The sequence below is a fragment of the Burkholderia sp. 28_3 genome, assembly GCF_003253915.1.
GTDB lineage: Bacteria > Pseudomonadota > Gammaproteobacteria > Burkholderiales > Burkholderiaceae > Burkholderia > Burkholderia cenocepacia.
Map to the genome: position 1 here is coordinate 443,167 of NZ_QKZF01000003.1, position 20,317 is coordinate 463,483.

Annotated in this window: 25 protein-coding genes and 1 pseudogene; 7 read left to right on the forward strand and 19 right to left on the reverse strand. The window is 66.8% G+C overall.

The features are described 5' to 3' along the window. Positions 1-60: 60 nt before the first annotated feature. Positions 61-1,083 carry an asparaginase gene (locus tag DFS13_RS10070; protein ID WP_006496375.1) on the reverse strand — a complete coding sequence of 341 codons (1,023 nt, stop codon included), beginning with the start codon at positions 1,081-1,083 and terminating at the stop codon, positions 61-63. 271 nt (positions 1,084-1,354) lie between these two features. Here DFS13_RS10070 and DFS13_RS10075 point away from each other — a divergent pair, with 271 nt between their 5' ends. The 3 genes from DFS13_RS10075 to DFS13_RS10085 all read left to right on the forward strand — a co-directional run bounded on the left by DFS13_RS10075 (position 1,355) and on the right by DFS13_RS10085 (position 3,192). Continuing rightward, positions 1,355-1,645 (forward strand): PsiF family protein, encoded by a 291-nt coding sequence (locus DFS13_RS10075; protein ID WP_011549641.1) that lies wholly within the window; start codon positions 1,355-1,357, stop codon positions 1,643-1,645. Positions 1,646-1,904: 259 nt separating this feature from the next. Continuing rightward, positions 1,905-2,354 (forward strand): membrane protein, encoded by a 450-nt coding sequence (locus DFS13_RS10080; protein ID WP_006485938.1) that lies wholly within the window; start codon positions 1,905-1,907, stop codon positions 2,352-2,354. Between the two features lie 250 nt (positions 2,355-2,604). Then, on the forward strand, positions 2,605-3,192 hold the full coding sequence (locus DFS13_RS10085) for a YSC84-related protein (RefSeq protein WP_006496373.1): 588 nt from the start codon (positions 2,605-2,607) through the stop codon (positions 3,190-3,192). Positions 3,193-3,322: 130 nt separating this feature from the next. Here the strand turns inward: DFS13_RS10085 and DFS13_RS10090 are convergent, their stop codons facing one another. The 9 genes from DFS13_RS10090 to mltG all read right to left on the reverse strand — a co-directional run bounded on the left by DFS13_RS10090 (position 3,323) and on the right by mltG (position 11,989). Further along, positions 3,323-4,387, reverse strand: a complete 1,065-nt coding sequence (locus DFS13_RS10090) for a glycosyltransferase family 4 protein (protein ID WP_006485945.1) — start codon at positions 4,385-4,387, stop codon at positions 3,323-3,325. A gap of 284 nt (positions 4,388-4,671) precedes the next feature. Further along, complete coding sequence (locus tag DFS13_RS10095; RefSeq protein ID WP_006496371.1) at positions 4,672-5,847, reverse strand: AAA family ATPase; 1,176 nt, start codon at positions 5,845-5,847, stop codon at positions 4,672-4,674. Between the two features lie 43 nt (positions 5,848-5,890). Next, the gene (locus DFS13_RS10100) at positions 5,891-7,063 is read right to left on the reverse strand and encodes a mechanosensitive ion channel family protein (RefSeq protein ID WP_006485950.1); all 1,173 of its coding nucleotides are present in this window, start codon (positions 7,061-7,063) and stop codon (positions 5,891-5,893) included. An 89-nt stretch (positions 7,064-7,152) separates the two neighbouring features. After that, a complete protein-coding gene (locus DFS13_RS10105) occupies positions 7,153-7,509 on the reverse strand; it encodes a Rap1a/Tai family immunity protein (protein ID WP_006485939.1) in 357 nt (118 codons plus the stop codon). A gap of 118 nt (positions 7,510-7,627) precedes the next feature. Then, a complete protein-coding gene (locus tag DFS13_RS10110; RefSeq protein ID WP_006485954.1) occupies positions 7,628-8,338 on the reverse strand; it encodes an ankyrin repeat domain-containing protein in 711 nt (236 codons plus the stop codon). 43 nt (positions 8,339-8,381) lie between these two features. Next, positions 8,382-9,161, reverse strand: coding sequence for a TatD family hydrolase (locus DFS13_RS10115; RefSeq protein WP_059720652.1), 780 nt, complete (start codon positions 9,159-9,161; stop codon positions 8,382-8,384). A 141-nt stretch (positions 9,162-9,302) separates the two neighbouring features. Next, positions 9,303-10,331, reverse strand: coding sequence for a DNA polymerase III subunit delta' (locus DFS13_RS10120; protein ID WP_006496369.1), 1,029 nt, complete (start codon positions 10,329-10,331; stop codon positions 9,303-9,305). An 18-nt stretch (positions 10,332-10,349) separates the two neighbouring features. Beyond that, complete coding sequence (gene tmk / locus DFS13_RS10125) at positions 10,350-10,970, reverse strand: dTMP kinase (RefSeq protein WP_006483888.1); 621 nt, start codon at positions 10,968-10,970, stop codon at positions 10,350-10,352. Continuing rightward, on the reverse strand, positions 10,970-11,989 hold the full coding sequence (gene mltG, locus DFS13_RS10130) for an endolytic transglycosylase MltG (protein ID WP_006496368.1): 1,020 nt from the start codon (positions 11,987-11,989) through the stop codon (positions 10,970-10,972). The genes tmk and mltG overlap by 1 nt, the downstream gene beginning before the upstream one ends. Before the next feature lie 77 nt (positions 11,990-12,066). On the opposite strand from mltG, the gene DFS13_RS10135 reads away from it, so the two are divergent. Together DFS13_RS10135 and DFS13_RS10140 are read left to right on the forward strand one after the other, a co-directional pair. Continuing rightward, positions 12,067-13,101: a folate-binding protein YgfZ gene (locus tag DFS13_RS10135; protein ID WP_034201627.1), complete on the forward strand. Its 1,035-nt coding sequence runs from the start codon at positions 12,067-12,069 to the stop codon at positions 13,099-13,101. Positions 13,102-13,177: 76 nt separating this feature from the next. Then, positions 13,178-14,023 carry an NRDE family protein gene (locus tag DFS13_RS10140; protein WP_034201626.1) on the forward strand — a complete coding sequence of 282 codons (846 nt, stop codon included), beginning with the start codon at positions 13,178-13,180 and terminating at the stop codon, positions 14,021-14,023. Between the two features lie 16 nt (positions 14,024-14,039). Here DFS13_RS10140 and DFS13_RS10145 read toward each other — a convergent pair whose 3' ends face one another. The 4 genes from DFS13_RS10145 to DFS13_RS10160 form a co-directional block, all read right to left on the reverse strand. Further along, positions 14,040-14,486 (reverse strand): GNAT family N-acetyltransferase, encoded by a 447-nt coding sequence (locus tag DFS13_RS10145; RefSeq protein ID WP_006483905.1) that lies wholly within the window; start codon positions 14,484-14,486, stop codon positions 14,040-14,042. Between the two features lie 40 nt (positions 14,487-14,526). After that, positions 14,527-15,486, reverse strand: a complete 960-nt coding sequence (locus DFS13_RS10150; protein ID WP_058901537.1) for an alpha/beta hydrolase — start codon at positions 15,484-15,486, stop codon at positions 14,527-14,529. A 173-nt stretch (positions 15,487-15,659) separates the two neighbouring features. Next, a complete protein-coding gene (locus DFS13_RS10155) occupies positions 15,660-16,139 on the reverse strand; it encodes a PaaI family thioesterase (RefSeq protein ID WP_006483907.1) in 480 nt (159 codons plus the stop codon). Further along, positions 16,136-16,450: a Dabb family protein gene (locus DFS13_RS10160; RefSeq protein ID WP_006483902.1), complete on the reverse strand. Its 315-nt coding sequence runs from the start codon at positions 16,448-16,450 to the stop codon at positions 16,136-16,138. Before DFS13_RS10160 ends, DFS13_RS10155 begins: the two co-directional genes overlap by 4 nt. Between DFS13_RS10160 and DFS13_RS39840 the strand changes: the two genes are divergently transcribed. Beyond that, on the forward strand, positions 16,439-16,831 hold the full coding sequence (locus DFS13_RS39840) for an Arm DNA-binding domain-containing protein (protein WP_077190694.1): 393 nt from the start codon (positions 16,439-16,441) through the stop codon (positions 16,829-16,831). The genes DFS13_RS10160 and DFS13_RS39840 overlap by 12 nt on opposite strands. After that, the gene (locus tag DFS13_RS39845) at positions 16,828-17,247 is read left to right on the forward strand and encodes a hypothetical protein (RefSeq protein ID WP_006496364.1); all 420 of its coding nucleotides are present in this window, start codon (positions 16,828-16,830) and stop codon (positions 17,245-17,247) included. Before DFS13_RS39840 ends, DFS13_RS39845 begins: the two co-directional genes overlap by 4 nt. Positions 17,248-17,416: 169 nt before the next feature. Here the strand turns inward: DFS13_RS39845 and DFS13_RS39850 are convergent, their stop codons facing one another. From DFS13_RS39850 to DFS13_RS10180, 5 genes and pseudogenes are all read right to left on the reverse strand, one after another. Next, positions 17,417-18,232, reverse strand: a complete 816-nt coding sequence (locus DFS13_RS39850; RefSeq protein ID WP_124674760.1) for a hypothetical protein — start codon at positions 18,230-18,232, stop codon at positions 17,417-17,419. Positions 18,233-18,340: 108 nt separating this feature from the next. After that, a pseudogene (locus DFS13_RS10170) lies at positions 18,341-18,759 on the reverse strand (phage baseplate assembly protein V); the annotation flags it as partial. A gap of 266 nt (positions 18,760-19,025) precedes the next feature. Further along, on the reverse strand, positions 19,026-19,409 hold the full coding sequence (locus tag DFS13_RS10175) for a hypothetical protein (protein WP_111441691.1): 384 nt from the start codon (positions 19,407-19,409) through the stop codon (positions 19,026-19,028). After that, entirely contained in the window at positions 19,406-19,759 is a 354-nt protein-coding gene (locus tag DFS13_RS39855; protein ID WP_134163136.1) for a hypothetical protein, read from the reverse strand. The genes DFS13_RS10175 and DFS13_RS39855 overlap by 4 nt, the downstream gene beginning before the upstream one ends. Before the next feature lie 132 nt (positions 19,760-19,891). Further along, positions 19,892-20,287 carry a RidA family protein gene (locus tag DFS13_RS10180; RefSeq protein WP_034201623.1) on the reverse strand — a complete coding sequence of 132 codons (396 nt, stop codon included), beginning with the start codon at positions 20,285-20,287 and terminating at the stop codon, positions 19,892-19,894. Positions 20,288-20,317: the final 30 nt, after the last annotated feature.

Sequence of the window (20,317 nt, forward strand, 5' to 3'; positions counted from 1 at the left end):
AGGCCATTGGCCTGCCATTTTTTTATGCACGCTGCGCGACGTCCGCGCGGCGACCGTCGGTCACAGCGTATCGAACGCGCGCTGCAGGGCGTTGCGATCGTGGATGCCGTTCGCGAGCGCGAGCATCAGCAGCACGCGCGCCTTGAACGGGTGCAGCGAGCCCGCGCTCACGAAACCGAGCGCATCGTCGCTCGCGGCGCCGTTGCGCATCACGTGCCCCGAACCCACGCGCGACGCGCGGACCACCGCCACGCCCGCGTTCACCGCATCGGCGAGCGCCGCCTGCAGCGTCGCATGGATCGAGCCATTGCCGGTACCCGCGACGACGAGGCCGCGCACGCCGGCCGCGACGAGCGCGTCGACGGCCGTGCGCGTCACGCCCGCATAGCTCGCGACGACTTCGACCAGCGGCCAGCTCGCCGCGATCGCCAGTTGCGTGTCGCGGGTACGCGTGACGCGGCGCGCGAATTCGACGCGGCCGTCCTGCACCCAGCCGAGCGCACCGAGCTCCGGCGACTGGAACGCGTCGACCGCATAAGTGCTCGTCTTGACGACGTCGCGCGCGCCGTGGATCCGGTTGTTGAACGCGACCAGCACGCCCTGCCCGTGCGCGGCCGGATGGGCGGCCACCGTCACCGCGTTCAGCAGGTTCAGCGGGCCGTCGGACGACAGCGCGGTTGCCGGCCGCATCGCGGCCGTCAGCACGACCGGCTTGTCGCCTTTCACGACCAGATGCAGCGCATACGCGGTCTCCTCGAGCGTATCGGTGCCGTGGGTGATCACGATGCCGTCGATCGCCGGGTCGGCCATCAGCGCGTCGATCCGCGCGGCGAGCGTGTTCCACAGCGGCAGCGCGAGATCCTTGCTGTCGATGCTGGCGACCTGCTCCGCGTCGATGCGCGCGACGGACGCGAGCGCCGGCACGGCGTCGACCAGGAAACTGACGCCGAGCGCGCCGGCCTGGTAGCCGGCCGTGCTGGCCGCGTCGGGCGCGGCGCCGGCGATCGTGCCGCCGGTGGCGAGGACGGCGATGCGCGGCAGCGCCGGCGCGGACGAAGGGGATGCGGTGTTCGGTGTATTCATGGCCGCGATTGTAATGGCTCGCGGCCGCGAGCCGGCGGGTTCCGGCGCGGCAGCCGGCCGTTGCCGGCGCGCGTCATGGTTTGTCCCGATCCCCGCGCCGCACGCGCCGTCAACGGCCGTGGCGTCCGCAACGTTATAGGAAGTGCCGTTTTGGTGTTTTCACATTGATTTGCCATAATCGGAACGCGTGGTGCGATGTGGCCCTGTCCTCATCGCGTCGTGCTTCGTGACGGCGTCGATCACGCGCAATTCACCCCATGGGAGTGTCGAAATGAAAATCCAATCGCTCGTAGCCGCAGTGCTTCTCGGCGGCATGCTGGCTTCCCCCGCATTCGCGGCGAACAGCCAGCAGGACAAGATGAAGGCCTGTAACACGCAGGCAGCCGGCAAGACGGGCGACGAACGCAAGGCGTTCATGAAGGACTGCCTGTCGGCGAAGCCCGCAAAGGCAATGACGCAGCAGGAGAAGATGAAGGCATGCAACACGCAGGCCACCGGCAAGAAGGGTGACGATCGCAAGGCGTTCATGAAGAGCTGCCTGAGCAACCAGCCGGCCGCCTGAGTCCCGGCGCTCCCGTCCCGAATGCCGCGTCCCGCTTCGGCGGGCGCGGCATTTTCGTTTTCGTTGCACGCGCATCGACGTGCGCCATTCGGCCTTTCCCGCCCCGTTTTTCCGGCCCGCCGTCACGACGCCGCCACATGGTGCGGCAATTCGCCGCGTTTTCTTCTATGATGGCTGCAACGCGGCCCACCCAAGACCAAGAAGCGCCATCGGGCCGCCCTCGAGACGGACGCGCACGCGCGTCAAACGGAGGCTTTGGATGGCATGGAGACAACACCGCTGGTTCCGCCGCTGGCTGATCGTGATCGTGTTCTGGGCGGTGCCCGTCGCGATCATCGCCGTGCGCGAGATCCGCGAGGAAATGGCCTATAACAAGGCGGACCTGCAGCTCGCGCTGACCACCTGGCAGCTCACCGATGCGCAGCAGGCCGCCGGCGCCGCCGCGAAGTGCCACGGGGATCCTGACGACGCGCGCGCGGCCGGCTGCCCGGCCGACGTGCTCGCCGCCAACGCGCCGCGCCAGCAGGCGGCCCGCGACGAATACGTGGTGCGCCGCAATACGCTCGCCGGCTACCTGTGGCATGCGTTCGTCGGCTACTGGGTCGTCCCGGCCGCGTTCCTGTTCGCCTGCGGCGTCGTGATCGCGCTGATCCGCCGCGCGCTGCGCCGCCCGCCGATCAAGCCGCCCGTTCCGCCTGTCACGCACTGACCCCGATACGCGCCGCGGGCGCCGCCGCCCCCCCGCTCGACCACTGCGTTCCCCGCATGCCGCCCCCGCGCGAAGCGCGCCTGGCGCTCGGGCGCCGCTCCGTCCGTTGGCGCGCCGCGACACCCTCGCGCGATTTGACGCTTTTTCACGTGGCAACGAAAAGAGGCCGTAATCCGCTGTGATATAACTGCCGACGTGATCCGCTCCTTGAGCGAGACTCACTCCGAACATCATCCGATGGAGAACAACGATGCAAAAACGGAATCTTGTGCTGAAAGCCGCCGCTGCGCTCATCGTCGGTAGCCTCGCGCTCACCGGTTGCACCACCACCCCGGACAAGCCGGACAACGCCGCGACCAACGCGTCGAAGCGTCAGTCGATCGACGCGAGCGTCGACGCGACGCTGTCGCGCATGTACTCCACGGTCAAGGGCTCGCGCGAGCTCGTCGCGAAATCGCGCGGCGTGCTGGTGTTCCCCGAAGTGATCCAGGCCGGCTTCATCGTCGGCGGCCAGTCCGGCAATGGCGCGCTGCGCGTCGGCGGCAGCACGGTCGGCTACTACAACACGTCGTCGCTGTCGGTCGGCCTGCAGGCCGGCGCGCAGTCGAAGGCGATCGTGTTCCTGTTCATGACGCAGCAGGCGCTCGACGAATTCCGCGGCTCGGACGGCTGGGCAGCCGGCGCCGGCGCATCGGTCGCGCTCGTGAAGATGGGCGCGAACGGCGCGGTCGACTCCAACACGGCTACCGCGCCGATCCAGGTCGTCGTGCTGACCAACGCCGGCCTGATGGGCGACGTGTCGATCAACGGCACCAAGGTCACCAAGCTCAAGATCTGACGTTGACGCACTGCCCGCGCGTGCCGCGCGCGGGTCATGCGCAAACGGCGATGTCCTTGCGGGCATCGCCGTTTTTTTATCCGCCGGCGCGGCGCCGGGTCGGTCGGACTGCTCGGGCCGTTCAGGCCGCTCAGGTCGTCGAATCGATCACCTTGAAGCGCGAGCGCTTCTGCGCGCGGATCACCGACTGGTACACGTCGACGTACTGCTGCGCCATCCGGCGCGACGTGAAGCGCTCCTCGAAACGCTGCCGCACGCGCGCACGCGGCAGCAGGTGCAGCCGGTTCACGGCGGCCACCGCGCTGATTTCGTCCTCGACGATGAAACCGGACACGCCCTCGTCCACCACTTCGGGCACCGCGCCGCGGTTGAACGCGATCACCGGCGTGCCGCACGACATCGCCTCGATCATCACCAGGCCGAACGGCTCCGGCCAGTCGATCGGAAACAGCAGCGCATGCGCACCCGACAGGAATTCGGCCTTCTCGTGATCGGCGATCTCGCCGATGTATTCGACGTGCGGCAACGCGAAGAGCGGCTTGATCTCGCGGTCGAAGTATTCCTGGTCGGCCGCGTCGATCTTCGCGGCGATCCGGATCGGCAACCCGCACTGGCGGGCGATGCGGATCGCGGTATCGACGCGTTTTTCCGGCGAGATGCGGCCGAGGAACGCGAGATAGCGCGGCTCGACGGGCTGCGGCATGTACAGCGTATCGGGCAGCCCGTGATAGACGGTCGTCAGCCATTTCGCCTGCGGCAATGGCTGGCGCTGCGAATTGGAAATCGAGATTACCGGCGCCGTGTTGAACGTGTCGAACACCGGTTGCTGCTCGGGCAGGTCGAGCCGGCCGTGCAGCGTCGTCACGTAAGGCGTTTCCTGCCGGTTGAAGACCGAGAACGAGTAGTAGTCCATGTGGAAATGGAGCACGTCGAAATCCTTCGCGCGGCGCGCGACCGTCTCCATCAGCAGCATGTGCGGCGCGACCCGGTCGCGGATCGACGAATCGAGCCGCAGCGCGCGCGGCCACACGGGCTCGAGCTTCGCCCGCGTCGTCGAATCGCCGCTCGCGAACAGCGTCACGTCGTGGCCGAGGTCGACGAGCGCCTCGGTGATGTAGGACACGACGCGCTCCGTGCCGCCGTACAGCTTCGGCGGCACGGATTCGGTCAGCGGGGCGATCTGGGCAATTCTCATGGTCCACGTCTCCTGTGTCCTGTCCGTTGCGGCACGGCCGGCGGAGTCCGCGCTTGCGCGCGCCCCGCCCTGCGTCCATGCCGCGCCGGCCGGCATGGCGCCAACCGGATATCTCATTATTATTCGCGATCCCGATGAGCGGAACCGCAGGTCTTGCATTTTTTGGGGGTTGTTACAGACCGGATACATTCGACCGATCGGGCTCGCCGCGTCGCTCGGGCCCGGCTGGCGCGGATTCGGCGCGGCCGGGCGTCGAACACATGCCAACGATCGCGATCAGGCCGTCAACGCGACGGCCACTTCCATGCCGGCAGGTCGCGCGAGTCGGCATCGACGAGCGCGGTCGCGCCGAGCTGCTTGTCGAGCACCAGCGATTCGCAGCCCGCCTCGCGCTCGAGCGTCGCGATGAGCCGCGCCGCGTGCGACACGACCAGCACCTGCGAGCGCCGGGCGGCCTGCGCGATCAGGCGGCCGAGCGCCGGCAGCAGATCGGGATGCAGGCTCGTCTCCGGTTCGTTCAGCACCATCAGCGCCGGCGGCCGAGGCGTCAGCAGCGCGGCCGCGAGCAGCAGGTAGCGCAGCGTGCCGTCGGACAGCTCGGCCGCCGCCAGCGGCCGCAGCAGCCCCGGCTGGCGCATCAGCACGTCGAAGCGGCCACGGCCGCCCGGGTTGTCGATCTCCACCGACGCGCCGGGAAACGCGTCGTCGATCGCCGCGTCGAGCGCCGCCGCGTCGCCGATTTCGCGGATCGTCTGCAGCGCGGCGGCGAGGTCGGCCCCGTCGTCCGCGAGCACCGGCGTATGGGTGCCGATGTGCGACTGGCGCGCCGGCGCCTGCGCATCGGTCCGGAAATGGTCGTAAAAGCGCCACGAGCGGATCCGTTCGCGTACCGCGATCATCTCGGGCGCGCCGGTCGGATCGGCGAACTCGGTCATCATGCTGTCGAAGCTCGCGACCGGCTGCGGAATCGTCTGCCAGTCGCCCGATGCGGTACGCACGCGGATCTGCGCGCCCTGCCGGTCGACCAGCAGCGTGGACGGGCGCAGCAACGCGCCGCCCCAGACGCATTCGCGCTTGACCACCGGATCGAGCGCAAACTGCGAACTGCTCGGCAGCGGCAGGCCCAGATCGATCGAGTAGCCGAAATCGTCGCACGCAAAGCCGAGCTTCAGGCTCACCGGGCCCTTGCGCACCGTGCCCGTCACCGGCACGTCGCCGGCCAGCATCGCGCGCGAGAAACGCTCGGGGCCGGCCCACAACGTCGACGGCAAGCCACCCTCGCGGGCGAGCGACGGGATCACGCGGCCCTGCGCGGTGTCGGCGAGCAGCCGCAGCGCGCGGTACACGCTCGACTTGCCGCTGCCGTTCGGCCCCGTGACGACGTTGAGCGCCGCGAGCGGCACGATCAGCTCGCGCAGCGAGCGGTAATTGGCGATGGCGAGCGTCTTCAGCGCGGTCATGGAATTGGGCGACGGGGAATGGCAGGCAGGCGCCGGGCCGCGTTCAGCGGCCGTCGACGGCCTGCGGATCGGCCGCGGTGTTGGCCGCCGTGCTGGCCGCAGGCGACCGCGCGTGCGGCCGCTCGGGATTCGGCGCATCGGGCGCGGATTCGTGCGGATACAGCTCCATCCGGCTGCGCGGCAGGCATTGCGGATAACGGTCCTGCAGATAGGCGATCAATCCTTCGCGCACGCGGCAGCGCAGGTCCCAGCACGACGACGAATCGGCCGCGCTGACGAGCGCGCGCAACTGCATCGTGCGCTCCGTCGCGTCGGTCACCTGCAGCACCTGCACGCGGCCGTCCCATTCCGGCGCCGCGTGGACGAGCCGCGCGAGCTCCTCGCGCAGCGGCGCGAGCGGCGTACGGTAATCGACCGACAGGTAGACCGTGCCGATGATCTCCGCGCTGCTGCGCGTCCAGTTCGTGAACGGGTTCTCGATGATCCACTGCAGCGGCACGACGAGGCGCCGCTGGTCCCACAGCCGCACCGACACGAACGAACCGGTGATTTCCTCGATGCGCCCCCACTCGCCCTGGATCACGACCACGTCGTCGAGCCGGATCGGCTGCGTGAGCGCGATCTGCAACCCGGCAATCAGGTTGCCCAGCACCGGCCGCGCGGCGATACCGGCGACCAGCCCCGCGACACCGGCCGATGCCAGCAGGCTCGCGCCGATCTGGCGCACGTTCGGAAACGTCATCAGCGCGGCGCCGGTACCGATGATCACGATCAGCACCATCACGGTCCGTACGAGCACCTTGGCCTGCGTATGGACGCGTCGCGCGTGGAGGTTGTCGGCCGTATCGATCGGATGGGCCTGGATGATCGCGTCGCCGACGCCGGCCGCGAGCCGCACCAGCAGCCACGTGAGCGACACGATCGAGCCGACCGCCGCCGCGGTGCGCATGCCGCGCACGAACGACATGCCGTCGTCGGCCTGGACCCACACGAATTCGAGCGCCAGCAACGCCAGCACGACGAGCGACGGCTTGTCGATGTAGCGCAGGATCGCGCTCATCAGCGGATACGGCTGCGCGATGCGCTTGACGATGCGTGCGCCGAGGCGGTGCACGACCGTGACGACCAGTATCACGATGACCGACACGACCAGCGTGCCGAGCCACGAATGCAACGGCGCATCGGCGATGCGCTGCAGTTCCTCGATTGAAATCATCGGCGCCCTCGAGTGATGAAGCGCGCAGGCTTCGTCCTGGATGCGTCGGCGACGTCCGGGCCACGCACGCGCCCGGACACGGCGTCAGATCAGTTGCCGCTCCTGCAGGGAAACGCCTTGCCGAGACCGAGCGACACCGCGGTGCTCGCGTTGTAGTCGGCCAGCTTCGGATTTTCGGCGATGTACTTGCGCACCGCGTCCGTCATCTGTTGCGCCCGGATGTCGGGCGGCAGGCAGAAGTACTGGCCGACGCGCGGCCCCGTGGTGCCGCCGATCGCATCGATCGTGTTGTAGACGCCGTCGGCGGCGCCTTCGATATAGGCCGCGCACGACGCCCGCGACTTGACGTCCGTCTTCGCGCACAGCCGGTCGAGATCCGCGCCCGTGAAAGCCGCCGCCGACAACGGCACGGCAAACGCCGCGGCACAAAACATTGCGCGCAACATGGTGTTCCTTATGTCAATGCGGCCGGTGACCGCCTGCTGCGTTGGCCGGTGCGTCGCCGGCTGCCCTGCCGCGGCCGGAAGCCGGCCGGGCGGACAGGCGGCGCCGCACCAAAAACCGTTATTTTGCACTCTTTTGTGCATCTGCCGGCGTCGACGCACCGATACGCGTCGTCCGCTTGCTCAGGATCTCGATCGCGTCCGGCGCGTTGTAGTGCTTCGCGAACTCGAGCGCGGTGATGCCGAGCTGGTTCTTCACCTGCGGATCGGCGCCCTGGTCGAGCAGCAGCGTGACCGTCGACGCATGGTTGCCGCGCGCGGCCATCATCAGCGGCGTCGTGCCGTTCGGCGATGCGGTGTCGATGTACGCGTCGTGGTCGAGCAGTACCTTGACGACCGCGTCCTGGCCGTTGGTCGCCGCGTAGTGCAGCGGCGCCCAGCCCTTCTTGCTGACTTCCGCGCCCTTGTCGATCAGCAGCTTGACGAGGCCGAGGTCGCCGTTCAGCGACGCGAGCATCAGCGCGTTTTCGCCGGCCTTGTCTTCCTTTTCGAGATCGACGTTCGGCGTCGTCGCGATCGCGGCCGCGACCTTGTCGGACTTCTCGCGCGCGGCGATCACGAGGATCGGGTCGCCGTTCGGCGCGAGCGTGTTCGGATCGAGCTTGCCGCTCTTGAGCTGCTTGCCGATATCGGCGATGTCGTCGAACTTGACGGCCTTGACGATCGCGTCGAGCGACTCGGCATGCGCGCCGGCGGCGGCGAACAGCCCGCTCGCGACGAATGCGGCCGCAACGAGTGCGCGTTTGGGCAGATGGTTGGTCGGCTTCGTCATTGTTGTGGGCTCCTTCCCTGGGTTGTCGGCTGCGCGCCCGTCGTTAGCGGGCGATCCTGAACAGCCGGAAAAAGTTCTGCGTCGTCGCATCCGCGAGCGCCTCGACGGCGATCCCGCGCTCGGATGCGATAAAGCGTCCGACATGGCTGACGTACGCAGGTTCATTCGGCTTGCCGCGATACGGCACCGGCGCGAGGTACGGCGAGTCGGTCTCGATCAGCAGCCGGTCGAGCGGCACGCGCCGCGCGACGTCCTGCACGTCGGTCGCGTTCTTGAACGTGACGATGCCCGACAGCGAGATATGGAAGTTCTGCGCGAGCGCCTGCTCGGCGACCGGCCACGGCTCGGTGAAGCAGTGCATCACGCCGCCCGGCACGTCCGCGCGCTCCTCGGCCATGATCCGCAGCGTGTCTTCCGACGACGAACGCGTATGGATGATCAGCGGCTTCATCGTCGCGGTCGCCGCGCGGATGTGCGTGCGAAAGCGGTCGCGCTGCCATTCCATGTCGGCGATCGAGCGGCCTTCGAGACGGTAGTAGTCGAGGCCGGTTTCGCCGATCGCGACGACCTTCGGGTGCGCGGCCAGCTCGACGAGCTCCGCGAGCGTCGGCTCGCGCATGTCCTCGTGATCGGGATGCACGCCGACCGACGCGTACACGTTGTCGTGCGCTTCGGCGATCGCGAGCACGTCGGGCAGCGTCTCCAAATCGACCGACACGCACAGCGCGTGGGTGACGTCGTGCTCGCGCATGTTCTCGAGAACGGCCGGCAGGCGGTCGGCCAGGCCCTTGAAATTGATGTGGCAGTGAGAGTCGACGAACATCGTGTTTCCTGAATACGTGAGACGGACGCTCATGCGCCCGCCGGCATGCGGCAGCGGGCGACGTGGGCGGGCCGGCCGGCCACGGTCGCGCCGTCGCGTGATCCGTTCATCGTTTCGCAACCCATCGGAAACAATGCCGGATCAAGCAAACATTTCCCGATAGCCGAGAAACAATTCCTCGAATACGAGCCGCGCGTTGAGCGGATGGTTCTCGACGGTCCGCTGCCGCGTCACGGCTTTCATGAAGCGGGCGAATGCGTTCGCGTCGACCGCTTCCGCGCAGCGCGCCAGGGCCGCCGCGTGCATCGGGAAGTAGCGCGGCGCGCCGGCCATCCGCTGCGCGAGCACATCGTACAGCCAGCGTTGCAGCCAGCCGAGCACCAGCGGCACCGGCAGCTTCTGCAGCGTCTCGCCGCACGCGAACGGGTCGCAGGCCGCCCCGGCGGCCAGTTGCCCCAACGTGTAGTCGCGCAGCGGACGATTCTCGTCGCTCGCGAGCGCCAGCGCGGCGAGCGGCGCGCCGCCGGCTTCCGCGAGCAGCGCGCTGGCCTGGTCGACGCCCTGCGCCGCCAGCCACGCGGCGGCGGCCTCCGGTGCCGGCACGGTCATCGGCCACTGGCGGCAGCGGCTGATGATGGTCGGCAACAGGCGGTCGATGCGCGCCGACACGAGCAGGAACACGACGCCGGGCGGCGGCTCCTCCAGCGTTTTCAGCAGCGCGTTCGACGCGGCGACGTTGAGCGCTTCCGCCGGATACAGCACGACGACGCGCGCGCCGCCGCGGTGCGAGCCGACCCCGCAGAAGTCGAGCAGCGCGCGCACCTGCTCGATCTTGATTTCCTTGCTGGGCGCCCGGGTCTTCTTGCCGCCTTCGTCCGCGTCGGCCGGCTTCGCGTCGTCCGCGGCGCCCGGCGCCTCGCCCGCCAGCGCCTCAGGCAGCACGATCCGGTAGTCCGGGTGGTTGCCCTGCGAGAACCAGTTGCAGGCCGCGCAGGCGCCGCACGGCTCGCCGTTCGGCTGCGGCGATTCGCACAGGAAACCCTGCGCGAGATGCTGCGCGAACTGCAGCTTGCCGATCCCGGCCTGACCGTGCAGCAGCAGCGCATGCGGCCATTGCGCGCGCAGTTGCTGCAGGCGGTTCCAGTCGTCGGTTTGCCACGGATAGATCATGGGGTGCGTCCTTGCGGGTTACAGCGCGGCGAGCACGCGTTCGAGCTGCTGGCGAATCTCGGGAATCGATCGCGTCGCATCGACGATCGCGAAGCGGTGCGGCGCCTCTTCCGCGCGCCGCAGGTATTCGGCACGCGTACGCGAGAAGAACGCGTCGGACTCGCTTTCGAACTTGTCCGGCATGCGCGCGGCCCCGCGACGCTCGCTCGCGACCTGCGGCGCGACGTCGAACAGCACCGTGAGGTCGGGCTGGAAACCGCCCTGCACCCAGCGCTCGAGCGTCTCGAGCTTGTCGCGCGGCAGCCCGCGGCCGCCGCCCTGGTACGCGAAGGTCGCGTCGGTGAAGCGGTCGGACACGACCCAGTCGCCGCGCGCGAGCGCCGGCTCGATCACGAGCGCGAGGTGCTCGCGCCGCGCGGCGAACATCAGCAGCGCTTCCGTCTCGAGATCCATCGGCTGGTTCAGCAGGATCTCGCGCAGTTTCTCGCCGAGCTGCGTGCCGCCCGGCTCGCGGGTCACGACGACCTGCCGGCCGGCCGCAGCCAGCCGGCCCTGAAGGCGTTCGCAGAACCATGCCAGGTGGGTGGTCTTGCCCGCCCCGTCGATGCCCTCGAACGTGATGAATTTACCGCTCGCCATTATTGACCTCGTATGTATTTGTCCACGGCCTTGTTGTGGTCGCCGAGCGTGTCCGAGAACACGCTCGTGCCGTCGCCCTTCGCGACGAAATAGAGCGCGCTCGTCGGGGCCGGATTGATCGCCGCCTGCAGTGCGGCGACGCCCGGCAACGCGATCGGCGTGGGCGGCAGCCCGCGTCGGGTGTAGGTATTGTAAGGAGTGTCGGCCTGCAGGTCGCGCTTGCGCAGCCGGCCGTCGTACGCGTCGCCGAGCCCGTAGATCACGGACGGATCGGTCTGCAGCGGCATGCCGATGCGCAGCCGGTTCGCGAACACGGCCGCGACGAACGCGCGGTCGGCCGCGTGGCCGGTTTCTTTCTCGACGATCGACGCGATCGTCAGCATCTCGTAAGGCGTCTTGTACGGCAGCCCCGGCGTGCGCGCGGCCCATGCCTCGTCGATGCGCGTCTGCATCAGGCGATAGGCGCGCCGGTAGATGTTCAGGTCGCTCGTGCCCTTGTCGAACAGGTAGGTATCGGGGAAGAACAGCCCCTCGCCGCTGCCGCGCTGCACCACGCCGTCCGGCGCGCCGATCGCGCGCAGCAGCTCGGCGTCGCTCATGCCGGCCGTCGCGTGCGCCAGATCGGGATTCGCGTCGAGCTCCGCGCGCATCCGCTTGAAGGTCCAGCCCTCGATGACCGTCGCGACGTATTCGTTCACGTCGCCGCGCGCGATCTTCTGCAGCACGTCGTACGGCGTGATGCCGGTCTTGAATTCGTAATTGCCCGATTTGAGCCGGCTCGACAGCCCGAGCACGCGCGTCATCGCGACGAACGCGAACGGCTCGACCGGCACGCCGCCGCGCTTGAGCTGCAGCGCGACGCTCTTCACGCTGCTGCGCGGCTTGATCGTGACGTCGAGCGATGCCGAGCCCAGCAACAGCGGCCGGGTCGCCCAGTAATACCCGCCGCCCGCGCCGGCAGCGGCCACAACGACGGCCAGCGCCACGATCGTCGCGGCGCATTTCTTCAGTAGGGACATGGAAACGTGACTCAGGTAAGACCCATATAATACTTGCTCGCCTTCGTCAAAGTCAGGGTTGACTGTTCCCTCATTCCATGAGCACACCGTTCGCTTCACCGGCTGCCCAGGCCGCATCTGCCTCGCTCCCCGTTTTCCCCCGCCCGTCCGCCGCCGATTTCGATGCGCCGGGCGCCTGCATGCCGCTGCCGCAGTTCGGCGTGATCGACGTGGCCGGCGACGACGCCGCGACGTTCCTGCACAGCCAGCTCACCAACGACATCGAACATCTCGATGCCGGCAGCGCGCGGCTGTCCGGGTACTGCTCGCCGAAGGGCCGCCTGCTCGCGTCGTTCCTCACGTGGCGCGCCGGCCACGGTGTGCGCCTGCTCGTGTCGAAGGACGTGCAGCCTGCCGTGCAGAAGCGGCTGTCGATGTTCGTGCTGCGCGCGAAGGCGAAGCTGACGGATGCGAGCGACACGCTCGCGGTGGCCGGTTTCGCTGGCGACGTGCGCGACGCGCTGTCGGGCATCTTCGATGCGCTGCCCGATGGCGTGCACGTGAAGGTCGACGGCCCGGCCGGCACGCTGATCCGCGTGCCGGATGCGGCCGGCCGCAAGCGCTATCTGTGGATCGGCCCGCGCGCCGAGGTCGACGCGCGCCTCGCCGCGCTCGCCGGCACGCTGCCGGTCGTGTCGCCCGCCGTGTGGGACTGGCTCGACGTGCGCGCGGGCGAGCCGCGCATCACGCAGCCGGCCGTCGAACAGTTCGTACCGCAAATGGTCAACTTCGACGTGATCGGCGCCGTTAACTTCAGGAAAGGGTGCTACCCGGGCCAGGAAGTGGTGGCGCGCAGCCAGTACCGCGGCACGATCAAGCGCCGCACCGCGCTCGCGCACGTCGCCGGCGAGACCGATACCGTGCATGCCGGCGTCGAGCTGTTCCACAGCGACGACCCGGGCCAGCCGTGCGGGATGATCGTCAACGCGGCGGCCGCGCCGGCGGGCGGCGTCGACGCGCTGGTCGAGATCAAGCTCGCCGCGCTCGACAGCGGCACGGTGCACCTCGGTTCGGCCGACGGCCCGGCGCTCGCGTTCGACGCGCTGCCGTACGCGTGGCCGACCGAAGCGTGATGCACTGACAACCCGTTCGCGCGCCGGCTCGCGAGTCGCAGCCGGCGCCCGATGTTTCCTGCGAGAGATTCGCCCGATGTGTCTGATTGCCTTCGACTGGCAGCCTGATGCCGCCGCCGGTCCCGTCTTTACCCTCGCCGCCAATCGCGACGAGTTCTTCCGCCGGACCAGCGCGCCGCTCTCGTGGTGGGAGGACGTGCCGGGCGTACTGGCCGGCCGCGATCTCGAAGCCGGCGGCACGTGGCTCGGCGTATCGCGCGACGGCCGCTTCGCCGCGCTGACCAACTACCGCGCGCCGTTCGACATCCGCGCGGGCGCGCCGACCCGCGGCAAGCTGGTATCCGACTTTCTCGGCGGACCATCGGTCGCACCGCTCGACTATCTCGCGCAGCTGGCCGAGCATGCAGCCGTGTACAACGGCTTCAACCTGCTCGTCGGCGACTGGCGCCGGCGCGAACTCGCGTGGTTCTGCAACCGCGCGCCCGAGGGCGAAAGCCGTGTCGCCGCACCCGTCGCGATCGCGCCGGGCGTGCATGCGCTGTCGAATGCGCGGCTCGACACGCCCTGGCCCAAAGTGGTGCGCAAGCGCGCGGAGCTCGGCACGCTGCTCACCGACAATCCGACCCCGTCGCTCGACGAACTGATCGCGCTGATGCGCGACCCGCACGTCGCGGACGACGACGCGCTGCCGCACACGGGCATTCCGATCGAGCGCGAGCGCGCGCTGTCGGCCGCCTTCATCGAGACGCCCGAATACGGCACACGCGGCACCACCGCGCTGCGCGTAACGATGAAGGAAGGCGTGCGGCTGACGGTGGAGGTCAAGGAGCGCAGCGACGACGACGGCTCGCACCGCACCGTCCGGCCGGGCGCGTTCGAGCGCGCGTTCACGTTCGATATCGACGCGACGCGGCCGCGCTGAACGCACGCGTTGCGCGCTACGGCGCGCGCGCCATCTCGACGTGCGGCACGCCGGCTTCGACGAACGGTTCGCCGACCGCCGCGAAGCCGTGCCGCAGATAGAACGACACCGCCGAATCCTGCGCGTACAGCCGCACGACGGCTTGGCCGCGGCGCCGCGCGGCATCCAGCAGCGCATTCAGCACGGCGGACCCGACGCCCTGCCCGCGCATGTCGGCCAGTACCGCGACGCGGCCGATCGTGCCGGACGGCAGCAACCGCCCCGTCGCGACCGCGCGGCGCAACCCGGTCGCCGCGTCGGTCCGGTACGCGACCGCATGCAGCGACAGCGGATCGTCGTCGTCGAGCGCCCATTCCGGCGGAATCTGCTGCTCGCGCACGAATACCGCGTCGCGGATCCTGGCTGCGTCGCCGCCCAGTACCGTCCAGTCGCCCGTTTCCACTCCGCCCACGCCGTTCGTCATCGCAGTCCTCCCACGGCATGCGGCCTTCGGCCGCCCGCCGTCAAACCTCGTCGAATGCAGCCTTCAGCGCCGCGACCGCATCGGCATGCGCGGCCCGCACCTCCGGCACGTAGCCGCCCATCTTGAAGAATTCGTGGATCATCCCCGGATAGCGGACCAGCGTGACCGCGTTGCCGGCCGCACGCAACTTGTCCGCGTACGCGGCGCCCTCGTCGCTCAGCGGATCGTATTCGGCCGTCGCGATCCACGCCGGCGCAACGCCCGCGAACGACGGTGCATCGCGCGTGCCGTCGAGCGGCGCGAACCGCCAGTCGTCGCGATCCGCCCGATCGCGCACGTATTGCGCGAAGAACCACTGGATCGTGTCCTGCGTCAGCAGGTAGCCGTTGGCGAGCCGCGCGTGCGATTCGGTGTCCTGGTAGCCCGTCACGCCCGGATAGATCAGCATCTGCAGCGCAAGGCGAATGCCCGCGTCGCGCGCGAGCACCGCGCAGACCGTCGCGAGCGTCCCGCCCGCACTGTCGCCGCCGACCGCCAGCCGCGCGGCGTCGATGCCGAATGCGGCGGCCTCGCGATGCAGCCATTGCAACGCGTCGTCCGCATCGTTCACCGCGGTCGGAAATTGGTGTTCGGGCGCGAGCCGGTAACCGACCGACAGCACCGCGCATTGCGCATCGTGCGCGAACATCCGGCACAGCGCATCGTGCGTGTCGACGCTGCCGACCGTGAAGCCGCCGCCGTGGTAGTACACGAGCGCGGGCAGCGGTTCCGCCAGGCTCGGCGCGACCGGTAAATACAGCCGCGCACCGATCGTGCGGCCGTCGCGCGTCGGCACGACGCACGCCTCCACCGAATGCATCGGCGCCGGCGCGACGTCGAGGATCGGCGCGCTCTTCTCGTACGCGGCGCGCGCCTGCTGCGGCGTCTGATGGTGATACGACGGACGTTTCGCGCGCTCGATCATGTCGAGCACCTGGGCGATCTTCGGATTCAGCGGCATCGGTATGGACGGCGCCGGCGTGGCGCCGTGAACGGACAAAGCGGACAAGCGTGACATGATGCCACGCGGCGGCCGGACCGGCGTACGCGCCGCGCCGTGTGCCGCCATCCCGTGCTGCCAAACAAAACGGCCCTGCCTCATCGAAAAGGCAAGGCCGTGCATGGCCGGTGCGTTTACGCGTCGCTCGGGCCCGGCTGGGCGTCCGGCGCGGTGCGCGAACGTTGCCGCTTGATGTCGCGGCCGACCGCGAGCCGCCGCATGTACTTGAACGTGCCGAGCGCCTTCGCAACGAAATTGCCGTCGCTGTCGCGCACTTCGCCTTCGCAGTAGGCCATCGTCGTCGAGCGGTGCATCACGCGCCCGTAAGCGCGCAGTTCGCCGCGCCCCGGCTGCATGAAATTCACCTTCATCTCGACCGTGACGACGCCGACGCCGTCGTCGGTCAGGCTGCGCGCCGCCATCGCGAGCGCGATATCGGCGAGCGTCATCGTCACGCCGCCGTGCGCGATGCTCCACGTGTTCATGTGCCGCTCCTCGAGCGGCAGCACGATCTCGCTCGCGCCATCCTTCGCGGACACCAGTTGCACGCCGAGCAGATCGACGAACGGGCTTTCGATCGACGGGCCTTCCGTCGGGGTTGCCGCGTCGCTCATCGTGCGTTGTCGACGATGTAGTCGACACATTCGCGCGATTCGGCCACCGCGACGACGAATTTCTTCACTTCCTGGTGAACCGGATGCACCTGGTACGCGTCGAGCGCGGCCTTGTCGGCGAAATCGGAGACGAGCACGATGTCGGCGGTCGCATCGAGGCCGGGCGTCGCCACGCCGACGTCGATCTGCAGGGTGCCCGGCACGAGGTCGCGGCAGCCTTCGAGCTTTTCCTTCAGCTTCAGCGCGTTCTGCGCACGCGTCGCGCCTTCGGCCGATTCCTTCAACTTCCACATCACGATATGTCTGATCACTTCGGTTGCTCCTGTTCGTGCTCGTTCGAAAATTTGCCGCAAACCCTTGCCAGTCGGCCGCTTTATGCCTTTCCACTGTTCGCTTACGTTCGCCGGAAATCGTGTCCAGCTGACAAAAAAAGGGGGTATAAGGGGGTACCATTTCGACCGTCCCGAGACGATACCCCCTTTTTCACCGCGCCACTTACCGACATCAAGATCCGACAAGCGAAGGCAGGCGACAAGCCTACCAAACTTACCGATGGCAATGGACTGTATCTGTTAGTAAAACCATCCGGCTCCAAACTCTGGCGATACAAGTACCGAATTGCCGGAAAGGAGAATCTCTTCGCGATCGGCGAATATCCGACGATCAGCCTTCAAGACGCACGCAGCGCGTGACGACGCCCGTGAACTCGTCAAGAAGGGACTGGCATCCGTCACATGCGCGGCAGGAAGTGCTGTCGGCGCGTATCAACGAAGGCAAAGCAACTTTTCGCGCAGTCAGCGACGAGTGGCTGGGGAAGAAGCGGAAGACTTGGACCGAGCGGCACTTTGGCGAGATTCTGCGCATGCTCGAAGCCGATGCGTACCCGTACATCGGGAGCCGCCCCATGCGGTCAGTTACCGCTCATGACGTGCTTGCTTTGATGCGGCGGGTTGAAGAGCGCGGCTCCCCTTCCGTAGCGATCAAACTGCGCCAGTACGTGTCCAACGTGTTCCAGTATGCGGTGATCACGCTGCGAGCCGATACAGATCCCGCATCGGTGCTGTGTGGCTCGGTCCTGAACCTCCGACGGAGAATGCTCGGGCGTTGAGCCGTGAAGAACTGAAGAGGCTTTTTCGCCAGCTTCCTACCTACAAGAGCAGACGAACCGCGATTGCGATTCGATTCCCCGCCTTGCTGTGCGTCTTTCGCCATATCGCTCTCTAGAAATGAAAAGCCCCGCTCGTGGCGGGGCAAAGTTATTGACCAAGCAGGCCGGCTCAACGGGGTAGAGCCTGATCGAAATTCGGTCGCTCGACTGTCCTGATTTCTGCGCCATCAAGAGGCATTTGTACGGTATTACGTTCGTAGTAGAGCGCAACGTGTGTCGCTGACTGTGCAACGATGTAACCACGCACAACTTCCTTTCCGCTTTTGATTACTATCTGACATCGCGCTTCAGACACCCAGCATCCACGGTCAAAATCTCGCATCTGATCCGTGGCGACGCCGTTTCCCGCGGATTCGCCGATTACGGAAGGAATTGCCATCACTGTAGGAACGGACATTCCGAGAATCGAGCCAATCCCGACAGTCGTCCATATCCAAAACACGATAGTGAAGAATCGAACTACGATCGGCCAGAGCTTTATAGACCTTGTCGTTCCGTCTGCCCGCCTACTTGCGCGCTCGACCGCCCAAAGCAATCCTTTTTCAATCAAGACCCAAACGGCAACACCGAACAGAATCATTGCCACGAATTTCAGGATTGGAACCGTATTCTCGGTGAGCCAGGCCTGTACATTTGCGACCGTGTTTAGAGCGCCGTATAGCGACAGTACAAGATGCCGCGCCTTATCGATTGGGAACGCAGTAGGCTCAATCGAAAATTTCGCTAGATACGCGTTGTAATATGCATCGCCCAAGGAATACGCCACACCTAGCGACACCAAACCGACTATCGATACGATCACCGGCCACGGCCAATCGAGCATGGACTTCGGCTCGGGCAGCTTTCCGAGATCACTCTCGCGTCGTTCCACGGAGTGCTTCCCGTCCGTTTTCTCTGATTTTTGGTCCGACTCAACCGTGCTCATGCAAGCGCCCCGTTTCGCGAATATCGTTTCCAGCACAGCAAAATGCTGCGAAGAAAAGCTACATCACTTCGCGGCACGCGAGCACCTGACAAATCTGTCAGCTTGATCCTAGATTGGCTTACTTACCAACTCTCCATCACCCTGCTCCCGATGACGGTGCTGGCTGATTTACCGGTCGTAATAACATCGTCGGCGAATTCCGCACCGCCCACTACCTTCATCGCGACACCGTCACCGTCGCCCGGCTTGCCCTACATGCCTCCGTTGAACGTCAGCAGTTGTTCGGTCGTCGTGTTCCCTGTGAACGTTGAGTCAGGAACATCCGCCAGCAGCTTCGCGCTGCGTAGTGTTGCGCCGTCCGCCTTCAGCTCGAACTCCGTGCCACCGATGCGGAACACGATTCGACCACCGGCCGGCACCGGCAGCACGTATTCATGGCTCGCATGGTTGTACTGCTCGAATGCGCCGTCCGGGAAGTCGGTCGCGGTCTCGTCAGGACTCGACCGCCCGGATCCGCCGTCACGTTTCTTTTCCGAAACACATGTAGACAGAAATCGTCTCGCAGTTCAAAACGGGTTTCGATTGCCTGCTCGAGCGCCGAGCGGCGGATGGGGATTTGCCCCTGAAACCGGCGTCCTTGGTACAACGGCGGGGAGAGTCTGGACCGTGCCCCGCCGACCCCGAGTACGCTCCCGCGCAGGTCGACCCGGTTCACGTTTCGGTGCCCCAATGCAACAGCCCCGAGCGCTCTCGCACCCAGGGCTTTGACAGCGTCACATCCAATCACGCCGGACTAGTCCCAAAACAGGTTCTCGAATGGCGTGAACCACCCGTACGTATCTGCGCCGACCACGACTTTCCCGCCGTACACACCGTAGCAGACGTCCTTGCCACCCACTTTCCCCACCACGGGCGCGCCACTGTCACCTGGTTGGGTCCGAGCCTCTCCGTCCAGGTTGAGCAGGACGACATTCTTGACTTGATCGTTGGTGTCCGGCACCGTGATATCGACATCTGTCCCGGCAACCGAGCAATTCACGAGACCAGAGAACGCACCCTGCAACCACAAACGCTGGTCCTTCGTGGGACGCACGTCTGAACCGAACGCCACCTGTTTTATACCGCTGTCCGTCCATATCTCGTTGGGCGTTGCGTCGACTCCCGACGATACCTTCATGATGGCGATATCCTGGTTGTCCTCCAGGAGTTTTCAAGCAGGTCACCCACCGGGTTTGCGTCATCGGGCTGCCCCACCCTCGCATCTCCCTTTCCGAACACATGGCCCGCCGTCACAAAGCACATGTTGCCGTTGTATTTCACGACCAAACCTAAAGTGCCAATCTTGCTGCGGGTCACAATTTTGATCCCGCCGACCAAAGGACGAACTTTGAGATTGTTTGCAGGCATCACGGGCTCCACCAACGAGTGAAAAAAGCGATCGATAATTGCCGGATGACTATCAAGAACGTTGAAACGCGACGCTCGTGAACCCTGAAACAGGAGCCTGGGGCGCCAAAGGCGGATCATGGGCAACAACCGCAGGTGGCTCGCTCGAGACCAGGCTGATGCAACCTGGTTTCACAACGCAACTGGTGGCCGATAAAGAAAAAGGCACGTAGCGAGCGTGCCCGCGATGCAATGGCTGCGACTGCCGAACGATCAATCGATGACCGCGATCGCATCCACTTCGATCAGATAACCGGGCGACAGCGCGGCCACGCCGAGCACCACGTCCGCGGGCTTGTGATCGCCGAACAGCGCCACCCGGGCGCTTTCGATGATCGGCAAGCATGCATCGCGCTCGTAGTTCACGACGTAGATGGTGATCCTCGCGACCTGCTCGGGCCGCGCACCGGCAGCGGCAAGGGCGCGACCGAGATTGCCGAATACCTGACGCGCCTGGGCCGCGAGATCACCGTGGCCCACCAGCTTGCCGTCGATGTCCTCGGGCTCCTGGCCCGAGATGAATACCATCCTGCTTCCCGTCGCAACGACGACCTGCGTGTACGTTTGCGGTGTGGGCAGATCCTTGGGATTGATGCATTCGAGCGTCATTGACGAGTCTCCTGCGATGATCAGATGCCA